This window comes from Maribacter orientalis (assembly GCF_900109345.1).
GTDB classification, from domain to species: domain Bacteria; phylum Bacteroidota; class Bacteroidia; order Flavobacteriales; family Flavobacteriaceae; genus Maribacter; species Maribacter orientalis.
The window spans coordinates 460620-485123 of sequence record NZ_FNZN01000004.1; the positions used below are offsets into that span (position 1 = coordinate 460620).

The following is a 24504-nucleotide window of genomic DNA, read 5'->3' on the forward strand; positions in this document are numbered from 1 at the left end:
GTTAAGAAGGTAAACGAAAATTGATCAAGTAAGATTTCTGACTTAATATTTTATGCATATATCACCCTAAAAGCCAAATTCTATATCAAAAATGGTTATAAATGAATCTTAAAAAATTTATACTCTTAATTACAGAATCTTTTTTTTGTATCCTATATATTAATTGTATAGAATCTGCATCTTCCCAATCACAAGTTTCGTTTAGGCAATTATCTGTAAAAGAAGGGTTATCACAAAATAGTGCAATTTCTATTTCACAAGATAGCATTGGCTTTTTGTGGATAGCCACACAAGATGGGTTAAATAAATATGATGGTAGAAAATTTACAATTTACCCCTATAATTTTTTAGACATAACCAAACCTAATTATAGTAATTTAGGAAAAGTCTATACCGATAGAGAAGGAGGAGTTTGGATCATTCCTTCCAGCAATTTACTTTATAAATTTGACCGTGTTGCTGATGTGTTTAAACCCATTTCTAGTTTAAAAAACACAAACATACTATTTCAAGATAAAAATTTGAATTTTTGGGTAGGCACCTACAATCACGAGCTCTATGTTATGGATCATGCCACTTATGAAACAAAGCTCATATTAACGTCAAATGAAATTCAAGGAGAAATTTATCATATAAGCCAACATAATAATGGGTCGCTTCTTATTACAACAAATAAGAAAATTATTGAACTTGACCCTAAATTATCAAAAAAAACAGATATCTACCCTAAGACAAAATATGGCGAAGTACTAAATGAAAATTTTAGCGCCCTTGTTTCTGAGGCATCAGGAAGGCAATGGATTAGCACCTATGGAAATGGTCTATATTTTAGAAATGAAAATGAGAACATAGTTCATAGAATATCAGAACTTTCTTTTTTAGATCCTTTACCTAATGATCTAAATATTTTAGCATTACATATCGATAAAAAAGAAAGACTATGGATTGCAACCTATGGTAGTGGATTGTATATGATTAATTTAAAAAGCTTTAAAATAACTCATCTTAGCACTGAAAAGCATAATCCAAAAGCATTACATTATAACGATATCTTAAGCATTTACGAAGATTATACTGGTACACTTTGGTTTGGTTCTGATGGGGCGGGACTAAGTTATTATGATGAGTATCTAGAAAAATTTAATTCAATAACCAATTTTCAAACCCCAGAAAATATTAGCATTGATGTTATAAGAGCAATCACGGTTAGCAAAAATGGTGATGTTTGGTTAGGAACTTCTGGCAAGGGGTTAACGCAGTATGAAACAGCTACTAATAGTTGGAGAACATTTAATACAGAAAGCACTAGAAAACAGGCTATTTCCTCCGATAGAATTATGAGTCTGTTGATTGACAATGAAGATGATTTATGGATTGGCACTCAAGGTGGTGGGCTCAATATACTCAATCAAAAAGGCGATATAGAAAAATATTCTAATACATCGACAACCAAATTATCGGCTAATACAATATGGTGTATATTTAAAGCTAATGACAACACCTATTGGTTAGGCTCTCGAGAGCATGGGTTAATTCAATTTGACAAAAATAGAGGTGAAATTAAAAAATATACCACCAATGATTCACTCCCCAGCAATAATATTAGGGTAATTACGCAAGGTAATTCTAATCAATTTTGGCTAGGAACAGAAGAAGATGGAATTGTTTTATTTGATATTAATAAACAAACATTTACTTCATACAAATTTCAAGCTTCAAACAATTCTTTATCTAATAATAAAATTAAGTCTCTTTATTATGACCCTAAAGGTATCTTATGGATCGGAACAAACGGTGGAGGTCTAAATGCCTTTGATATTGAAGAGAGTTTTTTTTACAACTATACTGTTGCAGACGGTTTGGCCAACAATGTAATCTATTCCATACAACCCGATAAAAAGGGTAATTTATGGCTAAGTTCGAATCGAGGAATTACGAAGTTTACTTCGGCCAATACATTAGAAAATCCGCCGCAGATTACAAATTATGATAATTTTGATGGTTTGGCTACCGAGTTTAATACAGGCGCCTATTTTTCAGATTCATCGGGACAACTTTATTTCGGAGGGCTCGATGGATTTTATTGGTTTCAGCCAGAGGAAATTAGAGGGAACATTACGCTTCCCAAAACAACAATAACAGGTTTTGAAGTATTAGATGAACCACAAACATTAAAGCAAGACATTACTTTAAAACATAATCAAAATACCATAACCTTTACTTTTTCCAGTTTACAATATTCTATCCCTGAAAAGAATATGTATAAATATAAATTATTGAATTTTGACGACAATTGGGTTTCCTCAGGGAATAATAATTTTGCCCGTTATCCTCAAATTCCTCCAGGATCGTATGAGTTTAAAGTAAAATCCAGTAATTATGATGGTGTTTGGAATGAAATTCCAGAAACTTTCAAGTTCTCAATAGCTTCTCCTTGGTACCTAACCAACTTGGCTAAAATTGTTTATTCACTTTTAATTTTAAGCACAATTTTTGGGATATATTCTTATTTAAAGTGGCGTTGGAGGATGCAACTAGACTTACAATTAAAGGAGGAAGAAGCGGAACGATTTAAAAAGCTCAATGAGTTTAAATCAAAATTATACACAGATATTTCCCATGAATTTAGAACGCCGCTTACACTTATTGCCGGACCTATAGATGCAAAATTAAGTGAGGGCAATATACCAGATTCCGATTTCGCAAATTTCTCTATGATCAAGCGCAATACAAATAGATTATTATCATTGGTAGATCAATTATTGGACCTTGCCAAATTGGATAAGGGGAAGTTGAAATTAAATATTTTTCAAGGGGAACTTAGCTTGTTTCTTTATACTATTGCCTCTTCTTTTGACTATTATGCAGACCTCAAAAAAATAAAATATACTATTGAAATAGCGCCAATAAAAAATTCTTGGTATGATGAGGATGTTATAGAAAAGATAGTAACAAATTTACTTTCTAATGCATTTAAATACTGCCCAAAACTAGGATTCTGTGAATTTATAGTCACAAGCGAAAAAGATAAGGTATTCATTAGTCTAAAAAATACTACAGAAAACCTTACGGAATTACATATAGAGAATCTCTTCACCCGCTTTTATCAAAAAGATGAATTTGCGGAAGGAGCAGGTGTTGGACTTTCTTTGGTAAGAGAATTGGTACAGTTATACCATGGTGAAATATCGGCACATATAGAACAAAAGAACATCATAAGTTTTCTAGTTACTCTTCCCATAAACCAAGACTCTTTTGACAAAGAGACTTACCATAAAATAAGTAGTCAAGCTTCCAAACAACCAGATGTTATATCAGAAGATTTAGTAAAAACACAAGAAGATTTTGAACTTCCTATTCTATTAGTGGTCGAAGATCACGAAGAGGTACGGAGATTCATAATGTTGGCATTGCAACATAAATATCAAATTTTTCAGGCAGAGAATGGAAAACAGGGTATTAAAAAAGCGATTGAAATAGTTCCAGATATCATAATTTCAGATATACGAATGCCAATTTGTAGTGGTATTGAATTATGTAATACCCTAAAAAACGACGAACGCACAAGTCATATACCTATAATACTGCTTACTGCAGGTATAGGTGAAGAAAATGAATTGAAAGGGTTAAAGGCTGGGGCAGATGATTTTATAACAAAACCTTTCAAATTAAGAATCCTTGAGAAAAGAATAGCCAACCTTATTGACATAAGAAAAGCACTTCGAAAACGCTATAGTCAAGAGTTAATACTTAAGGCGAAAGATATTGCAATAACACCTACCGATGAATTATTTTTGAATAAAGTGCAACAAATTCTCGATACTCATTTGTCGAACCCTGAGTTTAATGCTATTCTTTTTAGTAAAAAAGTTGCCATGAGTAGAATGCAATTACATAGAAAATTATTAGCCTATACAGGGCTAACTACTACTTCATTTATCAGATCTCAACGCTTAAAACAAGCACTCCATATTTTAAAAACTTCAGACGCCTCTATAAATGAAGTTGCCTATGCAGTTGGTTTCAACACCCCTTCCTACTTTATAAAATGTTTCAAAGAAGTATATAAAAAAACTCCTGCTGAGTATTTTCAATCACTTGATTTATAGAGATTTACTTTTCATGTTACATTCCTTGCATACTATGTTACATACATAGCATCCTCACTACATACTTTCAGATAATTTTGGTATCACAATCAAAAATCATGAAAGTAGATATCACAAAATCAAAAAAATTTAGCGTACTAATACTGCTTCTGTTTGGCGTATTTTTTTGCTCAGCACAAACAATAAGTACAAATGAAACAAAGGTTGTTTTTATCCTAAACCAAAAAACAAATTCAGTTTCTGGAATCACTTTATTAGATATTGAGAATTCTAAAAATGAACTTCCAAATACATATCCAAACCACGTATTTTATTTAGGAATTCTTAAAGGAAGTTACGAATTAAGTGACAACATGGTCAAACCACTAACCGAATCAACTATTACTATTTATACAGATAAGGCGCTTTTTTCTGAAGATCAATTTTCACACTTAGATCATATAAATTTTGGAAGTGTTAAGACAAAAGTAATTTCTAAAAAAAAGGGAGAAATAATTCTAAAAACGTTATAAAATGAAGACTATAAAAATTTTACTGGTATTAATGACTCTATTGATATCATCACAAACGAGTTATGCCCAATTCCTTAAAAAACTTGGCCAACGAGCAGAAGACGCCGCAAAGGAAGCAGTTATAAGAAAAACGGCTCAAAAGGTAAATCGAGAAACCGAAAAAACCATGGACACCATTTTAGATGGAAGCAAAGGTGGAAAAAAGAAGAAAAATAAATCTTCTAATCAAAATGGCGACAGTCAGAATGATGAAATGAATGAACACAACGAAACTTCAGAACAAGAAACCGACGCTAATACCTTTGGAGTCTATAGCAATTTTACATTCATACCTGGCAGTAAACTTTTGTTTTATGATGATTTTGCCGCAGACGCATTAGGTGATTTCCCTGCCAACTGGGAAACAGGAGGCTCTGGAGAAGTTGTAACTATTAACGATTCCAAAGATAAGTGGCTCTCCATCTCAAGAAGAGCTGGGTATATGCCCACAATGGAAAACAAACTCCCTGAAAATTATACCATAGAATTTGATTTGGCCAACAATGGGTATGGCAGTGGCAAACCTAACAGCAAACTGTTTTTTGCATTCTTGACTAAGAAAGCATACAGTATGGGTTCAGGTGGATCCTTGGCAGATATCGAAATCTTGCTTTCCAATAATGGGCTTAAAGTAAGTAATGTTGAAAATTTTGGAGGAGAGGTTGAAGTGAAAATTGGTAGCCGTATAGATAGGGAAATGACAGATTATCTAAATAATACAGTTCATATTTCAATTGCCGTGAACAAAAAAAGGCTAAGAATGTGGGTAAATGAAGAAAAAATGGTGGATTCCCCCAATTTAATACAGGCGAACATTGGTAAATATTTCATTATTGAGGCGATGGACGTATTACCAGAGAATGGGCATTTTGTAGGTGTATCAAACTTTAGAATTGCTGAGTCTACAGAGGATTTACGTTCATTATTACTTAAAAATGGAAAATTCAGTACTACGGGAATCTATTTTGATACTGCTGCAGCAACCGTAAAAAAGGAATCTTACGGTATATTATTGGACATCGCCAATATGCTTCGGGACAATAGTGATATCACTGTGCAAATAGTTGGACATACCGACAATCAAGGTGCAGAAGATTATAATCAGATACTTTCTGAAAACAGAGCAAAAGCGGTAAAGCAAATCCTGGTAGAGGAGTTTGGTATCAATGAAGATAAGTTACAGTTCATGGGCAAAGGTGAAGTAGAGGCGGTCGATGATAATACGACCGAAAAAGGGAGAGCAAATAATAGAAGAGTAGAATTTATAAAGATATAATACAAAGAAAAATGGAAACAATAGAAAACAAAACCACAGTAGTTAACGAAGGTAAGAATATAGCCATTATAGCCTACATCACCATCATTGGTCTCATCATCGCCTATGTTATGAACAATGATAAGAAAGATGCCTTTGCGGCCTATCATATTAAACAGTCATTAGGTTTGGCCGCAACTGGTTTGGCATTGGGTATTGTTGGCATGATTCCCATATTGGGCTGGATTATCAATATCCTTGGCATTATTGTTCTTCTCTATATGTGGGTGATGGGGCTTATGAATGCTATCAACGGAAAAGAAAGTCCAGTACCTTTTTTAGGGGAAAAATATAAAGAGTGGTTTAAGAATATTTAAAAATCTACTAATTATGAAAACGATATTAAAGAACTCAATTCTATTTATTCTTTTAAGTTTTATTTTCTCGTGTAGCAAAAATGATGATAGCCAACCAAATCTCATTGTTATAGAAGAAACCCAGCCTAAGCCAGAACCTCAACCTGAACCAGAACCTATAATCGATGTTTATGCTGTTGGTGTAGAATCTGATGGTGTCAAGAACATTGCCAAAATATGGAAAAACGGTGTTGCTACCCCATTAACCAATGGCGCGAATGATGCTAATGCAACCTCGGTTTATGTATCTGGTGAAGATATTTATATAGGTGGATATGAAAATAATGGAACAACCAATATTGCTACCATTTGGAAAAACGGAGTAAAAACATCACAAAGTGATGGGTCAAGGGTAGCGTTTCTTTCATCTGTTTTCGTTTCTGGAGATGCAGTCTATGCGGTTGGTATGGAGGTTTACCCAATTATCAATGGTGAGCTTTACGTTGCTACCCAATGGATAAACGGTAAAGCAACAATTTTGAGCGAAGGAAAAAATCATTCATGGGCCACATCTGTATATGTAGAAGGAAACAATGTTTATGTTGCTGGGTATGTAGAAGATCCGATAACTAAATTTTTTGTAGCTACAATTTGGATAAATGGTGTTGCAACCTCCTTAACAGATAATCTTTTAGGCTCAAGAGCTGAGAATATACTTGTTTCGGGGGATGATGTATATGTCACTGGCTCGCAATTCAAAAATGGAAAAAACGTAGCCTATATCTGGAAAAATGGTGTTGCTACTCAGCTATCGAACAGCACTACTGACGGATTGGCTAATGCTATTTATGTCTCAAATGATGATACATATGTAGTGGGTTCAGTCAATGACTCTGATCAGAACAGGATGGCCACCCTTTGGAAAAATAATTTTCCTGTAGAGCCTCTTTCAACGAAAGGAATCGATGCTACGGCAACTTCGGTTTTTGTACTAGAAAACAATATATATGTAGGTGGCAGCGATGGTGAAATTGCAACCATATGGAAAAATGGAGAGCCAATTAAATTGACAGACGGTGCTACTTCGGCACAAGTTAATAGTGTTTTCGTAGCTGAAAAATAAACAGCATAAAAAAATAAATAATCATGAAAAATTCAATTAAAATTTTAGTAACAGTAGGCATTGTTTTCTTACTGTCATTTTCAACACAAGCACAAATACATGATTGGACTGGAAAATGGGAAACGACACTTTTAGGGAACAATTGGGAAGTGAACATCACAAAGAAGAGCGATGGAAGTTATACTGGAATTTTTCCTAATGGAGTTTTAGTCGGAAAGTATGATCATGGAAATTTACTAGGCACCTATACTAGAACCAATGTTAAAATGGATAAAACTGGAATTAAAATGGGCAAAACGGGAAAATTTTGGTTTGTGATGTATGCCCATCTAAAATCATTTGAAGGCTATTACATGCCCGAAGGTAGGGATGATTGGCAAGCTGAAAATTGGAATGGCAAAAGAGCAACAAATCGCAAACCCCTGTCTAAAAAAAAGAATTAAAGTTGCTAAAATTCAAAATCAAATAAGATTCCAGACACTTATGTGCAAAGTTTGAATTCATCGGTAATAAAAAATTAAAATAAATACTCATGAAAAAATCATATAAAATATTAGCAACCGTAAGCATTCTATTCTTAATGTCATTTACTATATATGCCCAAACAGAACATTGGTCTGGAGCATGGAATACAAAATTTGGAAAAGTAGTCATAACTAAAAACGGAACTAGCTATACAGGTACTTTCCCCTATGGTAAATTAACAGAAGGCAGAGAGCAAGATGGTAAGCTCATAGGAAGGTATACGTATAAGGCCAGAACACCCAATAAAAATAGTTTGGGAACAACCGGGGAATATCAATTTATTCTCTCCGCCGATAAAACAAAATTTGATGGATACCATAAATCGGAGACAGATACAAAATGGCGTTCAGAAAATTGGAACGGTGAAAAAGAATGGGGAACTGTAATGCCCGTGATTGTAACTAACAATATACCTACTATAACTACACCATCTTGGACGGGAACCTGGGAATCTACAGCCGGACATATCTTTAAAATCTTGGATACCGGTAACAAGAGAAATAACTTTACCGATGTCTTTGCACAAATTTCGGTCAAAGTAGATGCTACTACAAAATACTATGATGTAAAAGGCATTATTAAAGACGATAAACCCGAAGTGTTTCAAGGAAATTTATACCTTGATAATGGCTGGAATGCGGGTTTAATAGATATTGAATATGGAGCGTTAAAATTTGATGATTTTACAGGGTACATGTGGTTTGGATCAGGCGAATCAAAACTGATTATTTCCGCGCATAGAACTTCCTCAGCAAAGCCTACTGTAAAAATCTTTTAAATCAAATAAAAGATGCGTAACCTATTTTTAATTGTAATTTCCTTTGTTTTGTTTTCTTGCAACGATAGCAAAAAAGAACAGGCTAGCTTACTTGATAGCATTATAGAAGATTTTTCAAAAATGCCAGATTCTGTCATTCAAAAAGGCTTTGCCATTTTGGATACCATTCAACTAAAACCGGTGTCGGAATTAGTAAAGGAGCTTAGGCAAATCCCAGAACTACAAGAAATTGGCGTAGGAGACGAATTGTTAAGTTTTAGGCTTAAAAATGGCCCAACCATGTTAATTAAACTCAAAGAGTTTTCATCATTGACTAGAGGAGGTTCTGTAACCAAAGCTATACCCCCACTAATGATACTCAACAAAAGGACGATGGAGGAAAACACTAGTAATGTCGTAGGATCACAACGTGGAGAAGATCGGCAAAATAAAAAAGCATTGATTTTGGCTCCTTACGTTTGGTATTTTGGGAGTGATGATGATCCTTTGGTTCCTTTAAACAAATTACCAAAAAACAGAAATTATAAAGGAGGAGTAACCTACAAGGCCAACAAAACAAAGAGTCAGCAACAGATTTCGTTTGAAGACTATTTATCGTTTAATGATTATGATGTCGTACATTTTGCATCTCATGGCAGCAAAACTTGCAAGCTAACAGAAGGTGGCATAGAGCTATCAAATAATTGCCGTACCTACATTTCTACGGGTATAACCTACCAAAAGAAAGAGCGTCAAAAATTACTTGATTTAATTAAAAGTAAAAACGTTAGGGGAATAGTATTGGAATATGGTGAAATATTTTTTACACCAAAGTTCTTTTCAGACGCTTATCCAGAGGTCAATAACAAACTATTTATATTTAGCTCATGCCAATTAGGGCAACAAGGGGACCTAGAAATAACCTTTGACAATATTTTACAAAACGGTCAGCTTTTTTATTGGCAGAACACTGTTCATGCCATTGATGCCTTTAAGGCTTTTGATAATATGTATGATAGAATGCTTCAATATGGGGAAACCGCTCCTACAGCATTCGAAAACATGCCTCTTAAACTAAAGAAAAACATACCCTATTTTAAAAAAGAAAAAGAAAGAGGCGATTCCGTTGATGTTTATAACTACTTAAAAATGGCATCCAAGGGCAATGCCATGCATATTATAGAACCCATAAGTTTTATAGACGAAAAGACGAAAAAAGAGCTACAAGAAGGCACGGTATATCCATTTGAAGGTGTTTTTGAAGACGACCGACCCGAAGAAGCTAGTTTTACCTTAGAATTTTTGGGCTACACTGCTCAAGAAATAGAGGAAAAAAGCATGAGCTTTTCATTAAAAGTAGATGGTACTACGGTGCTAGATCATGTTGCCTTTTTGCCCAATAATGATCCGTATGATGCAATAGATGTTACAACGGGTAAAAACGAAAAAACAACCTTAGTCACTTTTAAAAGGACGAAGCTAAAAAAAGACTTGAAAAAAAACAGTTCGGTAAAACTGGAAGCCTTCTTTCATTTTAGCGAAGAAAATTATGGGTATCAAAGTATAAATGTGAGCACGGGAAGCTCCGATATGCGCATTGTCATGAAGTCACCAGACGGAACTATAAATATGTTTTTTGATGCCGATAATTATGGGCTTAAAATGACTCATCCAGCAGAAAATCAGACCTTATATTCAGATGAGGAAGGCTACATATATATGAACATTCCTGGCAAAGGGTGGATGAAAACTAAGTTATTACAAATGTTTAGTGCCATAACGAAACTTGTTCCAATAGATATGGATTTTGCAGGCTTAAAGATGAATAAAGGATCGGTAATGCACAAAATTCCTGGCTTTGCAGCCGAGGTTACTATTTCTATGCTAGAGAAAGAGCCGAAGGCGAAAAAAATTAGTGGCGGTATTGGTTCTGAAAAATCAATTTTTATTTATGACGGAAGGCTTACCATCACTTTTGATAATCAAAAAAGACTAGAATCTTTAGTTGAAAATGGGGCAGACATACATTATTACTATGAACAACAACGGATAATAGTACCCAATGCGCAAATTTTTTCTATACCGTCATTTAATTAATATATATACTTATGAAAAATCAATTTTATGTACTGAGTCTTTTGTTGCTTATAATTTCTTGTAATGAAAACCCTAAAGAGACAAAAAGAGGCTCAATTTCTTCAGCTACAGAAAATGTAGAGGAAGAGGTATTAACCAATTCGTACCAAGATAGTAAAAGTCAAAAGGCTGACTATAAAACACTAAAAAAGTTAACACCTCTAAGCAGTAAAGAACTGTTGCCTTTTTTACCTGAGCGTTTAAATAAACTCGCTAATTTTAGTATGTATGCTTATCCTGGAAATCAACAAATGGCTACAGGCAGTTATGGCTCTTTAGATAACGCATATAATTTCTCTATTGAAGATGGAGCAGGTTCAAAGGCTATCGTTCGAAATTTTTTTGACAGCTTAAAATTTAAGAATCAAGGGCCACCAGAAACAGAATATGTATATAAAGATCGAGATGGCTACAAAACCATTGCTTTTTTACAGCCTAAGATTAAACGAAATCAAATCTCTTTTATTTACAACAATCGATTTAAAATATCACTCCTAGGTCCTGATAATGCAGATATATTATGGTCCTATATTGACTTTGAAAATCTTAAAAAACTAGATCAATTTAATTAAACCTTTTAAATAAAAAAATGAAAAAATTACTAAAACTGTCACTTGTAATAGTGCTTTTGGTTTCCTGTAAAGATGTACCAGATTCAAAAGAAGCTAATGAATCCAAGATTGTGGAAGGATTAATGAACGAGGTAACAGGCAAAAATGATGATATCAATGAAAGATATGATCTTCTAATGAAAGATTTAAGTACAAAAACCCTACTGTCCAATGAGCAATTATTGGAGGCCTATCCCAAAAAATTGGGGCCACTAAACTTAGACTCACAAGAACCTAGAATCACTGGCGATAAAACTGTTGTCGGGAGTTTTGGAGATGGCACTATACGAATGGAAATTTTAGATGCAGCGGGTGAAAATGTTATGGGAGCTATAATTCCTTTAAAAATGTTACATCTAAATAAGATAACCTCAGAGTATAATAACACCATAAGATATTCAAAAAAAGAACGAAATGGAATATTAACCTTTGGCACCGATAGAGATAAAGATACCAAATCAGATTATCAGGCTGAACTTAGGTTTCTCTACGACAATCGCTTTTATGTAACGCTAGAAGGCAAAGGGATGAATGTTGATGCACTATGGGATGCTATACGTGTTGATAATCTAAAACGCTTTAAAGAATTTAACAAATAGATATGAGCAATTATGGGATACTTGGAGTTTCTTAGTCAATTTGAAATGGCGGGTATTATTTTACAATTGGTAGTATTGCCTTTATTAGTGATGAAGTTGCGACTTTTTTGGTGGGCAAAACAATCCATGCAATGGCCAAAGGTTAATGGAAAGGTAATGAAGGGAATAATTTTTCGAATGCCCAGGAGTTTAGATTTCTTATTTACCTATGAAATAAATGGAACTACTTACCAAGGCTACAAACCCTTTTTCTATAATTCTTATAAAACACTGAATGTTAAAAAAGTTTCTAATTTAATGGATACATATCCTGAAGGAAAGCAAGTTGTTGTCTACTATAATCCATCAAATCATAAAATAGCAACCTTAGAGCCTGGGCGAATGGATGGTGTACTAGGTGCTTTAGCACTATTATTCTTGCTATTTGCGCTAGGATTTATATCCTTTTACAATCCCTATTTACTGGTAAAATTAATCGATCACGTTTCTAAATTATAAAACATATTTATCATGAAAAAATCACTTTTACTATTAATGCTTTTATCCTTTCAGATGAACATAGCCCAAACCGAATCTATTGTTGAAAATCACCCATTAAAAGCAATGGATTTGGTCTTGTTCTCCTTTGGTATGGACAGTCCGATAGCGATAGGTACTATCTCAGATACGGGAGCGTTGAATTTCAAATTTCCAAAAGATTTGAATTTTATTTCTGATGAAACAAAAGCCAATTTCTTGTCGGATGCAGCTTTCACTTTATTTTCAAAATGTGATAATAGTTATGATATACTTTCGGAAGAGGAAAATTGTAAAGCAGTAAATGCCGGTTATATTTCATTACGTACAAAAGAGAATCCGTATTCGGGGTTATTATTTATGGTTACCGATGAAAATTTAGTGCCCTGGTTGGAAGATTATGGTGCTATAGATGCTGTTCTAGGCTCTTATTTTGAATTGATTTACATCGAGTCAGATTTTAATTATCAAGGAGAATGCACTTCTACTGTCACTTATGTAGAAAACGATCCGGTAGAAACCATCTACACTTACGACTTACATTTAAAAGCAGGTTTTAATTTTATTGAATATAAAATTGAAAGCGTTACTGAGCATAAAATACCAAGCATGTACGAAGAAGGAGTTTTTGACAACATATTGAAGCCCAGAACCATAAAGGTTTCTTCCACACAATCTGTACCACAAAACACAAGGTGGATTGGCAAATACTTTTAAAATAAAAATATGAAATCAACATATCGAATACTATTAATACTTCTTTTTTTTATTGGTTACATGGGTTTCTCACAAACTCCTGAACAGCAAAAAATGATAGACAGAGCTTTGAAAATGCGTGACAGTATTATGGAATGCATGAATCTTGAAGAAATGTTACAGCAAGCCAATACTAAGGAGAAAAGACTTGAACAAAAACAGAAAACCAATACCAAAACAAGTTCTATTACCAAGGCCGCTAAAAATGAAGATAAATATTGGAAAAATACGCTAGCCAGTGAAAATAATACATTCAAAAATTGGCAGAATGGAGCAGCCGATCTTGTTTACAACTATCGCTATGACTCCAGTAAAGATGTTGTAGAATATGTTAAAGTTGGAGTTATTAACTCTGATGGAAGTATTGTATTAAATGCAACAAGCAAAGTTCCTGTTTTAAAATCTTTGAATAACTTTAAAGACAGCAATACCTTTTTCGATATTCACGATTCTGATTTATATCAATTTAGTAATGAAAATTCAGGCTTTAAGCTTAACTCCTACATATTAGTCTATCAAAATGAGAAACAAATAGGCATTTTAACCCTCGGCAACTCAGTAAAAGTAACTCGAAACCTGTTGACACCGGGCGATTTATATTTTGGTGATGAAGGGTATCTATTATCATGGGTATATGTGGATGAAGCTTGTGCAATAAAGGCCAATGAAAATTGGAAAGGAGATTTAAGCAATACAGGAAGCCCATTGCTGGTAGAAACCAATGTTACCTATGACCTAAGTTTTAAACCTGGTTGGAATTTAGTAAAAACCGAAGTTATAGGAACATATGAGTTTCCGAATGCCCCTGAAGAAGATAGGTCTCGATATAAAAAACATGAACACACAATCGTAGATGCTATTCCTAAGGAGGCTACTTATTTTTTCAGGTCAACAGTAGAATAGCTACTATAAATAGTCAGAACAAAAGAATTTCATCCTATTTATAACTAAAACACCTGGTTATCATCTTAATCGATTTAAACTTAATGTCTTAAAACAAAAAAACCTTATCATTTCTGATAAGGTTTTCGCTTTTTGCTCCCCCTCTTGGGCTCGAACCAAGGACCCTCTGATTAACAGTCAGATGCTCTAACCAACTGAGCTAAGGAGGAAAATAACCCGTTTTAGTTTCCTAAAGCGGGTGCAAATATAGTAGTTTTTTGAAACTCGCCAAATAAATAAATGCTGTTTTTTTATTTAAATAACCATTTATACAGATCGTTACCATTTGCGAACAGTAAAAGCGCTATTAAAATAAAGAATCCTGTGATTTGAGCGTACTCTAAAAACTTATCACTTGGCTTTCTACCGGTAACCATTTCATATAGTAAGAACATAACATGACCACCATCTAAAGCAGGAATAGGCAATATATTCATAAACGCTAAAATAATGGATATAAAGGCTGTTGTAGCCCAAAATGCTGGCCAGTTCCATGTATCTGGAAACATACCCCCAATGGCAGCAAAGCCACCAACTTCTTTATAGGCGCCCGTATCTGGGTTGAATATTTTCTTCATCCCTTTGATATAGTCTGTAAGTGTTTTAACGCCTTTGTTCCATCCTGCTGGTATAGACTCTAAAAAGGTATAGTTTAAAGTTTCAACTTTAAAATAACCTTTCTCTGCATATTCCTCCATAGTATCGAAACCAAGAGTCACACCCAATTTACCTTCATCTGATATTTTTGCTTGTAACGGAACATTGGTTCCATTACGTTTTACAACCAGATTTACGGTTTTTCCCTTATTTTCTTCCAAGTAAGGGGATACTTGGTCTAAATATTCAACAGTATTACCTTCAATCTCAATCAATGCATCTCCCTTTTCAAAGCCTGTTGTTGAATTTGGGGAATTTTTTGGAACACTATTTATAATGAAAGGACTTCTTTGACTTATAAACCTAGCATTTTCTTTGTTAGCCGATATCGTTTCAATAAAATCTACAGGAACTTCCTTTTCAATTTTATTGCCGTCTCTTTCAATGGTGAATTTTTCACCGTACACCAATTCGTAAGGTATCGTCTGTAAGTTCTCTACTTCTTTACCATCAATCGCAACAAATCGGTCTCCTGTTTTAATACCTAACGCATCTCCTAAGTTTGTATCTGTTACCCAGACACCATCTTTTAAACCATCATTTGAAATATACTGCTCACCGTACGTAAAAGCTAAACCGATAAAAATTATAACGGCCAATACGAAATTAACAGTTACACCACCTAACATGATAATTAAACGTTGCCAAGCCGGTTTACTTCGAAATTCCCACTCCTTCGGTTCTTCGGCCATGGCTTCCTTATCCATGCTTTCATCGATCATACCAGATATTTTCACATATCCGCCTAAAGGCAACCAACCAATACCGTATTCCGTCTCTCCTATTTTTTTCTTGAAAAGCGCAAATTTCACATCAAAGAACAAGTAGAATTTTTCTACTCTTGTTTTAAAATATTTTGCTGGTATAAAATGCCCTAACTCATGTAGTACTATAAGTATTGAAAGGCTTAAAAAAAATTGTATCGTCTTTATTATTATGGGGCTCATTCTTTTTTCCTGAAAATTAAAATCGGACAAAAGTACATTTTTACAACCGCTTAAAAAAAGAAACACGGTAAGGTCGACATATTTTAAGAATAATTTATCAGCTAAAGACACCAATTCACTTGAAAACTATTGTACCCTAACGTACCTTTACAAAAAATAAATATGCGGTCTTTCTTCGCTAAATTCAAGTTTTTTGGTTTGGTACTCCTATTAATTTCAGGTGTTATCGTATACCTTTTTTACAACGCCCTGGTACCTAAAAAATTACTACCCATTTATTCGCCAGCAATGGTAAATTCAGAATTAGTTTCTGAAGAAATTCAACATATTAGAAAGTACCATACTATTGGAGATTTTTCGTTGACTAACCAAAACGGAAAAATTATTACTCAAGAAGACTACAAGGATAAAATTTATATCGCCGATTTCTTTTTCACTACTTGTCCTACCATATGCCCTATAATGACCAAAAACATGGCAGATATACAAAAAGAAATTATTGGTGATGATGACATTTTATTATTATCTCATTCGGTAACCCCAGAAATTGATTCTGTAGCTCAGTTAAAAAAATATGCCATTGAAAAAGGTGTTGATGATAGTAAATGGAATTTGCTTACTGGTGATAAAAAACAAATTTATGACCTTGCACGTAAATCCTATTTGGCTGTTAAGACTGATGGTGATGGCGGACCTTTCGATATGATACATACCGAAAATTTCATCCTTGTCGATAAACAAAAGCGAATACGTGGCTTTTACGACGGCACCAATAAAGAAGATATAAAACAACTTTTGACTGACCTTGAAATTCTTAGAGCGTCCTATCAAGAATAAATCGAATACTACTGAGCATAAGGCATAGAAAGTCCGCTTATTTTAATAGGATATTAATCCCTAATTAAAATATTTCCTTTACTTTTGCCTTACTTATAATGAATCTAAATAAAGATTGGAAACTACCGTTGCAGATTTAAGGAGAGGCCAAAAGGGAATTATTAAAGAATTCACTGAAGATTTTTTACCTATAAAATTACTTGAACTAGGTTGTTTGCCTGGTAATGTAGTAGAACTGGTACAAGTAGCACCATTAAAGGATCCTATTTATATTAATGTTAATGGATCTCATATTGCCATTAGAAGAGAAATGGCACTTCATATAGCTCTTGAAATTATTGAAGACAATGCGATCATATGAGCAAACAAATCAATGTAGCCCTAATAGGGAATCCTAACACAGGTAAAACATCGGTTTTTAATCAATTAACCGGTCTCAACCAAAAAGTCGGTAATTATCCTGGTATTACTGTTGAGAAAAAAGAAGGTATTTGCAAATTACCTAGAGGTGTAAAAGCACACATATTAGATTTACCTGGTACCTATAGTTTAAATACCACCTCGTTAGATGAAAGTGTTGCCGTAGAACTTCTCTTGAATAAAAATGACAAAGACCACCCAGACGTTGCCGTTGTCGTTTCTGATGTAGAGAATTTAAAGAGAAACCTTCTACTTTTCACCCAAATAAAAGATTTAAAAATACCTGCCATCTTAGTAATTAATATGGCCGACCGTATGTCTCGAAAAGGCATTTCGATAGATATTGATTTATTAGAAAAGAAACTGAACTGCAAAATTGCTTTGGTAAGTACCCGAAAAGAAACAGGTATTGATAAGCTTAGAGAGTTAATTGCAGATTACAAAAATCTTTCAAAGGCACAAAATGTAGATACTTCTGTAATTGCCCCAGAATATTTTGAGAAACTTCGCGAGACATTTCCTAAAGAGGATGTTTACAAATTATGGTTGGTCATCACACAAGATGTCAATTTCATGCCTTTAGAAAAGAAGTTATTTAAAGACGCCTCTTCTTTTGCGACCAAATCGAAATCTGAACTAAAACGGCTTCAACAAAAAGAAACCATTTTAAGATACCAGTTTATTAATGGCATTCTAAAAGAGACCTATAAGGTCGATGTTAATGCTGCCAAAGGCTTTAGGGCAACTTTAGATAAAGTATTGACCCATAAAGTATTTGGATACGTCATATTCTTATTAATTCTTTTGACTATTTTCCAAGCTATTTATGGATGGAGTGAATACCCAATGGATTTGATTGATGGTTTCTTTGCCTCTGCCACTGAATGGGTAAAAGACACGCTACCGCCAGGCGTGTTTACCAACCTTATCGCAGAAGGTATTTTAGCTGGTATTGGTGGTATCGTAATATTCATTCCCCAGATCGCTTTCTTATTCCTCTTTATAGCATTACTTGAAGAGACAGGTTATATGAGTAGGGTTGTTTTTTTAATGGATAGAATAATGCGTCCTTTTGGTTTAAGCGGTAAAAGTGTTGTGCCTTTAATTTCTGGTACTGCCTGCGCCATACCCGCGGTAATGGCTACGAGAACAATAGAAAACTGGAAAGAAAGGCTCATTACCATATTGGTTGTCCCTTTTACAACGTGCTCTGCTAGACTACCTGTTTATTTGATTATTATCGCATTGGTCATACCAGAAGGTAGCCTTCTAGGTTTAAGCTACAAAGCGCTGACCCTTATGCTTTTGTACCTATTAGGTTTTGGGGCTTCCATTTTTTCTGCACTTATCTTAAATAAGATATTAAAAATTAAGAGTAAATCATTTTTTGTTGTTGAAATGCCCAATTACAAATTACCATTGCTTAAAAATGTTGGGTATACAGTTCTTGAAAAAACTAAAAGCTTTGTTTTTGGAGCGGGTAAAATCATTCTTGCCATTTCAATTATTCTATGGTTTCTAGGTTCCAACGGATTTTCTGATGAATTCAAGAATGCAGAAACAATTGTAACCAATAGGGTTAAAGAACAAGGCTTTAGCAGTAGTAGTGAAATATATTTTGAAAACAACCAAAACGATTTAAATACTGGTTTAGAATCAGATACAGATTCTGCAGCACTGCAACAAAAAGAACTTGAAGAGCGGGCCATAAGCCAAGAGATTGCAAGCTATAAACTAGAACATTCTTACATGGGCTACATGGGAAAAGCAATAGAACCTATTGTAAGACCATTGGGTTATGATTGGAAAATAGGCATTGCAGTACTTACTTCTTTTGCTGCAAGGGAAGTCTTTGTAGGCACCCTTGCAACAATTTACAGCGTAGGCAATGATGAGGAAGAAACTATTAAAAACAGAATGGCTGCAGAAGTTAACCCAATAACTAAAAAACCACTTTTTAATTTGGCTTCTGGTATCTCCCTGCTTTTATTCTATGCTTTTGCCATGCAATGTATGAGTACATTAGCTGTTGTAAAAAGAGAGACAAATTCTTGGAAATGGCCAGCAGGACAACTAGTTTTCATGAGTCTTTTTGCGTATCTTGTTGCTTTAATAGCTTATCAATTATTAAAATAAAATGGACACTTTACAACACATATTAGTTTACATAACACTAGCAATCTCCGTAGGTTATTTAGTTTCCAAATTTTTTCTTCCAAAATCAATTTGGTCAGGCAAAAAGTCCAGCTCAAAAGCATGTGGGCAAGATGATTGTGGCTGCCATTAAGTTTGATTTATTCTTCATTGCACATTCAACAAGATTTATTATTTAGTTAAATAAATTCTAAAACGTTCCTAACGGTTTCCAAAACTGTAACGTTTCTAACATTGGTTCGTCTAGTTTGCGTTGCAATAATCGAACCTATGAATACAAAAAGACTACTCGTATCACTTTATATCGTTTTAATCGCCAGCATATCTAATGTACAGTCACAGAGTTTAAGTGCATTTGTAATAGATAGCGTAAGCCAACAACCCATACCCTACGCTACTGTTCAATTAAAAGAAAAAGGAGTAATCACCAATGAAGATGGAAATTTTAATTTCATATTAAATGAAACTATAGCAGAATCTGATTCCTTAATTATTTCTTCCATGGGCTATGAAACTCTCTCTAAACCCATATCTGAATTTATTACCAATAGAATATTACTCACACCTAAAGCAATCGAATTAAGGGAAGTCATTGTATCAAACAAAAATTATACAGCTGATGAGATAATGGAATTGGTGGAGGATAATTTAGAAAAGAACTATACTAATGACCTTACCAAAAAAAGACTTTTTCATAGAGAATCTAGTTCTCATCGTTGGACACAAAGCAATTTTAAAATAAAAAAATCTTCCATTGATGTTTTAAACCAACAATTCATAGATAGTGTAATATCTAGTGTACCCAAAAATGATAGCTATTATTCTGAAATAGTTGGTGACCTATATGGTAATTTCAATACCGAAGCACAAAAGCTCGATTTATTAAAAGCGTCAAAGCTATTTGACAAAAGCACCGATTTAGATTATGAAAAATTAGAAGAAAAATTCAATGATATTCTTAAAGACAACGTGAAACCTGGATCTTATTTTAAGATCAAGTCTGGGCTTTTATCCTTCAAAATAGATGCTGATGAAGTAAATCAGCTATTCGAAGAAGACATTGACTCTACAGATGTTGCAGAAGTTAATAAAGAGCTTGAAGAAAAAAAGAAAAATAAGGAAGAAGAAGAAAAAAATTACGCCAAATGGAGAAGGAATAATTTGGCCGGTATTTTAAGTACACTACCTACACAAGAAGATTCTGATTTAAACTTTATTTCGAAATCCAGAAAATATGATTTTGCGTTACAAGAATTTACCTATTTAGGAAATGATGCGGTTTACGTAATTTCATTTCAACCTAGTGGAGCTGCCGATTATGAAGGCACACTGTATGTAAATGCAGATGATTTTGCACTGCTACAAGTCGATTATACTAATGTGAAGCCCGTTAAAAAATTCAATTTGCTGGGCATTTCAGCTAACAAGTACCTTTCAAAAGGGAAAATCATTTACAATAAAGGCTCGAATGGTTTTTATGGCCTTCGATATTTCGAATCTGAAACAGGTGAGCGATTCGGTATAAAAAGACCTTTAAAAATAATTGAAAAAAACAAAGTAGTAAAAGGTAGAAATAAACAAAACGAATTATCTGGCAATATGGACTTTGTATTTAATAACGTAGAAAAAAATGAAGTAATCATTTTTGAATCGGAAAGTATAAGTCAGGCAACTTTTGATGCTTTCACAGAAAACAACGCCGTATCACCCACATATATGCCAAAATACGACCCAGAATTCTGGAAGGGTTATGCTATTATGGAACCAAATACAGCTATAAAAGAATTTTCCGCTACATCTTCAGAATAGCCTTAGATTATGTTTTTAATAAAGTGATAAATTAATAATCCCCAACCGATTACCAAAAAGAGTCCACCCAATGGGGTAATAGGACCAAGAATTTTGAATTTCTTCCCTTTAGCAGCGCTAATACAAAGTCCGTAAATACTAAAGGAAAAAAGAAATGTTCCAATCATAAAACAGAACAACATACTTTTCTCTAAAGAGCTTTCTAGATTGAGATTAAAACTGAGCATTAGAATCAACAAAGCATGATACATTTGATATTTTACCCCTGTTTCAAAACTACTTAACTGATCTACCGAAAATGTTTTTTTTAGTAAATGGGCTCCAAAGGCACCAAATATTACCGCCAACATACCTAACAACGCCCCAACTAACTGTGCTACTAAAACCATATTGTTTTTATTTCAAAGATACTGTCATCGCCTTTTAAATTCATATATTAACTCATACATTATCCTATAATTATGAAAAAATCAATACCAGTATTACTAATAGCAGCAATGGTTATCTTAGGTAGTTGTGGAACAACAAAAAAGACAAATAACAACACAGATTCTACTTCATTAAATGATGAATTAAAAGATAGAAATAGAGCAAATGTATCTTTATTGCAGCGTATAACCCAAATGCGGGGTGTTGTACTTCATAATAATTTACCTGTCATAAATAAAACAGCCAATTCATTCGCATCAGCAGGAAATCAAGAACCGTTATATGTTCTCAATAATCAAATTATTGGCAATTCTTTTCATTCGATTAACGAAATTATCGATAATTATAATATAAAAAAAATTACCATTCTAACCGGTGCAGATGCTGCCAGTTACGGTTCTCAAGGATCGAATGGAGTAATAAAAATAGTAAGTTATTAATAGGAATTACTGAAGGCTAATTTTCATTTCCATATTAGAATTAAAGGTAAATACACACTCTTCAAATTTTGGTGGACCGAACATTTTCATTTTACCATTCGAAAAGGCAACTTGTTCTTTAGGGATGCCGAGTATATTCGTATCTAGATTTTTATTATCATTTACATCGTGAAAAATTGCAATGGCATATTCACCATCTGGCAAATCAGTTATATGAAAAGCAGTGTTCCCTTTGACGGCTTTCTCTGAGCCAGATTTATATACCTTATCAAACTTTAAAAAAGAACTTTCATTGTTGTAAATAGCGAAACATATATACCCTTCTTCAGAAGCTACACCATCAATATTCAAACTAAGACTATGCTGTGCATTAATCATATTTGAAATCACTACAAAAAGGAAGAGTAATAAGAAATTCTTATGTATCATACTTCAAAAAATCAATTTTAAAAGTAATTCCAATTTTGATGCCATATTCTTTATTTCAACTAATTAGGAGTACGTAGCGAATTCATTTTGGCGGTTAACTCATCTAAAAGGTTGATAGTTTTTACCGAATCCTTCAGATTGAAATATAAATAAGTCGAATCTTTATACACCAATTTCACTTTCTTCTGATCTATGTTATCGACAAATACATACACTTTTTTATCTGTTAGCGAATCTTTAAACTCCCTAAAAATTCCTTTCTCTTTTTCTAGGGCCGAAAAACCATTTAAACGCTCCATAGGAGGAATTCTTTCAACCATGACCAAACTATCTAATTCGCTGTAGGGAATCTCTACAGCATAAAAACCTGACCTCAACTTAAGACTTTGGCTATCATTACTAATCCAGTTTTTAAAGTGCAGTATTAATATTGCAGCACAGAGGATTACAGTTACTATTAACAAAACTGTCCAAATCCAATGATTCTTAGTCAAGCGCATAAATTCTTAAAAGTTTATTGTTATAACCTCTAACTGCTTTAACGGTAAAAGTGCTATTAAATTACTCTTACAATGACAAACACATTTAATGTTTTATTTAGAGTGATTTTATTCTATAAACTCTAACCTAAACCAACATCTAAAGTCATCATAATTATAAAACCACCAATGAAACCCATTGTAGCAATATCGGTGTATTTGTCTTGCTGGGTTTCTGGTATCACCTCTTCTACTACCACAAAAATCATTGCGCCTGCAGCAAATGAAAGTGCATAAGGTAAAATAGGCTGAAAGGTCATTACGGCCCAAGCACCTAAAACGGCAGCTATAGGCTCTACCAAGGCCGATGCCTGACCAAACATAAAGCTTTTAGTTCTGCTAAGTCCATGTCTTCTTAAGGGCATGGCAACAGCAAACCCTTCTGGGAAATTTTGTAATCCTATACCAAGTGCCAAAGCGACAGCACCACCAATTGAGGCACCATCAAAACCAGCTGCCACCCCACCAAAAAGCACCCCAACGGCCAATCCTTCAGGAATGTTATGAAGGGTTATTGCCAAGGTAAGCAAGGTCGTTCTATGCCAAGGTGTCTTTACCCCTTCTGCTTCACTTTCTTTAAAATTGATATGAAGGTGCGGTAATATTTTATCCAATCCGAAAATAAATGCAGCCCCAAGTAGAAAACCAACAGCTGCCGGAATTACTTTTTCAAACCCCTCTCCAGGACTCATTTCTATACCTGGCGCCAACAGACTCCAAAAACTGGCTGCTACCATAACACCCCCTGTAAAGCCGAGCATACCATCTAAAACTGCACGATTTAGCGTTTTAAACAAAAACACTAATGCAGCGCCAGCTGCAGTTAGTCCCCAAGTAAATAACGTCGCATAAAATGCAGCTAAAACCGGGTCTATAGATTCAAAATAACTGATTATTTGTTCCATAAATTAAAAATTATTACTAATAAAAATTATTACTCCTCATCTACAATCTCTAAAAATAAATTTGACGCTATCTGTTCTGAAATACGAATAGCCCCAACTCTTGTTAAAATGGTAACAGAACCATCGAATTCTTCTCTATCCAAAATTTTAAATGTGTCGCCTAAAGCAATATTATTCTTATCTAAAAACTTTAAAAAAGTAACAGAAGAATCATTTACACCAACACATACACCTTCACTTAAAACAGGTAATTCACTTATTAATTTTTTCACCGACTTAGTGAAAAATCCTTCTTTATTTGGTATCGGATCACCATGTGGGTCTACCTTCGGAAATCCTAAATGAGCATCTAATTTATCAATTAAAGCATCACTCTTTATATGTTCTAATTGCTCTGCCACCTCATGAACCTCATCCCAAGAAAAATTCAGTTTATCCACCAAAAAAACTTCCCAAAGGCGATGCTTACGTATAATGGAAAGTGCCACGAGTCTACCTTTTTCAGAAAGTGATACACCTTGGTACTTCTTATATTTTACTAATGACTTCTCTGATAATTTTTTTACCATATCGGTCACAGACGATGGTTTCGTCTTCATTTGTTCTGCAATAGCATTGGTAGCCACTGATTTACTATCTATTTGACTTAGATGATAAATCGCTTTTATATAATCTTCTTCTGATAAGGTCATTTCAAAATAA

The 24504-nt window shown here is 33.9% G+C and carries 24 protein-coding genes and 1 tRNA gene; 18 read left to right on the top strand and 7 right to left on the bottom strand.

Features of this window, described 5'->3' with window-relative positions; genetic code table 11:
- The first annotated feature begins 101 nt into the window (after positions 1–101).
- The 13 genes from BMY56_RS11650 (at position 102) to BMY56_RS11710 (ending at position 14197) form a co-directional block, all read left to right on the top strand.
- Entirely contained in the window at positions 102–4109 is a 4008-nt protein-coding gene (locus BMY56_RS11650) for a two-component regulator propeller domain-containing protein (protein ID WP_091624261.1), read from the top strand.
- A 98-nt stretch (positions 4110–4207) separates the two neighbouring features.
- A complete protein-coding gene (locus BMY56_RS11655; RefSeq protein ID WP_091624264.1) occupies positions 4208–4621 on the top strand; it encodes a hypothetical protein in 414 nt (137 codons plus the stop codon).
- A gap of 1 nt (position 4622) precedes the next feature.
- On the top strand, positions 4623–5936 hold the full coding sequence (locus BMY56_RS11660; RefSeq protein ID WP_091624266.1) for an OmpA family protein: 1314 nt from the start codon (positions 4623–4625) through the stop codon (positions 5934–5936).
- 11 nt (positions 5937–5947) lie between these two features.
- The gene (locus tag BMY56_RS11665; RefSeq protein ID WP_091624269.1) at positions 5948–6292 is read left to right on the top strand and encodes a DUF4870 domain-containing protein; all 345 of its coding nucleotides are present in this window, start codon (positions 5948–5950) and stop codon (positions 6290–6292) included.
- Between the two features lie 13 nt (positions 6293–6305).
- Positions 6306–7394 (top strand): hypothetical protein, encoded by a 1089-nt coding sequence (locus tag BMY56_RS11670; RefSeq protein ID WP_091624272.1) that lies wholly within the window; start codon positions 6306–6308, stop codon positions 7392–7394.
- A 23-nt stretch (positions 7395–7417) separates the two neighbouring features.
- The gene (locus BMY56_RS11675) at positions 7418–7837 is read left to right on the top strand and encodes a hypothetical protein (RefSeq protein ID WP_091624275.1); all 420 of its coding nucleotides are present in this window, start codon (positions 7418–7420) and stop codon (positions 7835–7837) included.
- Between the two features lie 89 nt (positions 7838–7926).
- On the top strand, positions 7927–8697 hold the full coding sequence (locus BMY56_RS11680; RefSeq protein ID WP_091624278.1) for a hypothetical protein: 771 nt from the start codon (positions 7927–7929) through the stop codon (positions 8695–8697).
- 12 nt (positions 8698–8709) lie between these two features.
- On the top strand, positions 8710–10773 hold the full coding sequence (locus BMY56_RS11685) for a hypothetical protein (RefSeq protein ID WP_091624281.1): 2064 nt from the start codon (positions 8710–8712) through the stop codon (positions 10771–10773).
- An 11-nt stretch (positions 10774–10784) separates the two neighbouring features.
- Positions 10785–11384, top strand: a complete 600-nt coding sequence (locus BMY56_RS11690; RefSeq protein WP_091624284.1) for a hypothetical protein — start codon at positions 10785–10787, stop codon at positions 11382–11384.
- A 17-nt stretch (positions 11385–11401) separates the two neighbouring features.
- A complete protein-coding gene (locus tag BMY56_RS11695) occupies positions 11402–12022 on the top strand; it encodes a hypothetical protein (protein ID WP_091624287.1) in 621 nt (206 codons plus the stop codon).
- Between the two features lie 12 nt (positions 12023–12034).
- Complete coding sequence (locus BMY56_RS11700; RefSeq protein ID WP_091624290.1) at positions 12035–12520, top strand: DUF3592 domain-containing protein; 486 nt, start codon at positions 12035–12037, stop codon at positions 12518–12520.
- A gap of 12 nt (positions 12521–12532) precedes the next feature.
- Positions 12533–13255, top strand: a complete 723-nt coding sequence (locus BMY56_RS11705; RefSeq protein WP_143057816.1) for a hypothetical protein — start codon at positions 12533–12535, stop codon at positions 13253–13255.
- A gap of 9 nt (positions 13256–13264) precedes the next feature.
- Positions 13265–14197: a hypothetical protein gene (locus tag BMY56_RS11710; protein ID WP_091624295.1), complete on the top strand. Its 933-nt coding sequence runs from the start codon at positions 13265–13267 to the stop codon at positions 14195–14197.
- A 135-nt stretch (positions 14198–14332) separates the two neighbouring features.
- Here the strand turns inward: BMY56_RS11710 and BMY56_RS11715 are convergent.
- A tRNA-Asn gene (locus BMY56_RS11715) sits at positions 14333–14406 on the bottom strand.
- Between the two features lie 81 nt (positions 14407–14487).
- Positions 14488–15840, bottom strand: a complete 1353-nt coding sequence (gene rseP, locus BMY56_RS11720; protein WP_091624488.1) for an RIP metalloprotease RseP — start codon at positions 15838–15840, stop codon at positions 14488–14490.
- A 162-nt stretch (positions 15841–16002) separates the two neighbouring features.
- Here rseP and BMY56_RS11725 point away from each other — a divergent pair, with 162 nt between their 5' ends.
- From BMY56_RS11725 to BMY56_RS11740, 4 genes are all read left to right on the top strand, one after another.
- Positions 16003–16677, top strand: coding sequence for an SCO family protein (locus tag BMY56_RS11725; protein ID WP_091624297.1), 675 nt, complete (start codon positions 16003–16005; stop codon positions 16675–16677).
- A 115-nt stretch (positions 16678–16792) separates the two neighbouring features.
- Complete coding sequence (locus BMY56_RS11730; RefSeq protein WP_091624300.1) at positions 16793–17038, top strand: FeoA family protein; 246 nt, start codon at positions 16793–16795, stop codon at positions 17036–17038.
- Positions 17035–19233: a ferrous iron transport protein B gene (gene feoB, locus BMY56_RS11735; protein WP_091624303.1), complete on the top strand. Its 2199-nt coding sequence runs from the start codon at positions 17035–17037 to the stop codon at positions 19231–19233. Before BMY56_RS11730 ends, feoB begins: the two co-directional genes overlap by 4 nt.
- A 288-nt stretch (positions 19234–19521) precedes the next feature.
- Positions 19522–21060 carry a carboxypeptidase-like regulatory domain-containing protein gene (locus tag BMY56_RS11740; protein WP_091624307.1) on the top strand — a complete coding sequence of 513 codons (1539 nt, stop codon included), beginning with the start codon at positions 19522–19524 and terminating at the stop codon, positions 21058–21060.
- Positions 21061–21062: 2 nt separating this feature from the next.
- On the opposite strand, the gene BMY56_RS11745 is transcribed toward BMY56_RS11740, so the two are convergent.
- Complete coding sequence (locus BMY56_RS11745; protein WP_091624310.1) at positions 21063–21449, bottom strand: DUF423 domain-containing protein; 387 nt, start codon at positions 21447–21449, stop codon at positions 21063–21065.
- Between the two features lie 72 nt (positions 21450–21521).
- Between BMY56_RS11745 and BMY56_RS11750 the strand changes: the two genes are divergently transcribed.
- Positions 21522–21929: a TonB-dependent receptor plug domain-containing protein gene (locus BMY56_RS11750; protein WP_091624312.1), complete on the top strand. Its 408-nt coding sequence runs from the start codon at positions 21522–21524 to the stop codon at positions 21927–21929.
- 6 nt (positions 21930–21935) lie between these two features.
- Here BMY56_RS11750 and BMY56_RS11755 read toward each other — a convergent pair whose 3' ends face one another.
- The 4 genes from BMY56_RS11755 to BMY56_RS11770 all read right to left on the bottom strand — a co-directional run bounded on the left by BMY56_RS11755 (position 21936) and on the right by BMY56_RS11770 (position 24494).
- On the bottom strand, positions 21936–22358 hold the full coding sequence (locus BMY56_RS11755) for a DUF2141 domain-containing protein (RefSeq protein ID WP_091624315.1): 423 nt from the start codon (positions 22356–22358) through the stop codon (positions 21936–21938).
- A 59-nt stretch (positions 22359–22417) separates the two neighbouring features.
- Positions 22418–22858, bottom strand: a complete 441-nt coding sequence (locus BMY56_RS11760; RefSeq protein ID WP_091624317.1) for a hypothetical protein — start codon at positions 22856–22858, stop codon at positions 22418–22420.
- A gap of 122 nt (positions 22859–22980) precedes the next feature.
- Positions 22981–23802: a ZIP family metal transporter gene (locus tag BMY56_RS11765; protein WP_091624320.1), complete on the bottom strand. Its 822-nt coding sequence runs from the start codon at positions 23800–23802 to the stop codon at positions 22981–22983.
- 29 nt (positions 23803–23831) lie between these two features.
- The gene (locus BMY56_RS11770) at positions 23832–24494 is read right to left on the bottom strand and encodes a metal-dependent transcriptional regulator (RefSeq protein ID WP_091624322.1); all 663 of its coding nucleotides are present in this window, start codon (positions 24492–24494) and stop codon (positions 23832–23834) included.
- Positions 24495–24504: the final 10 nt, after the last annotated feature.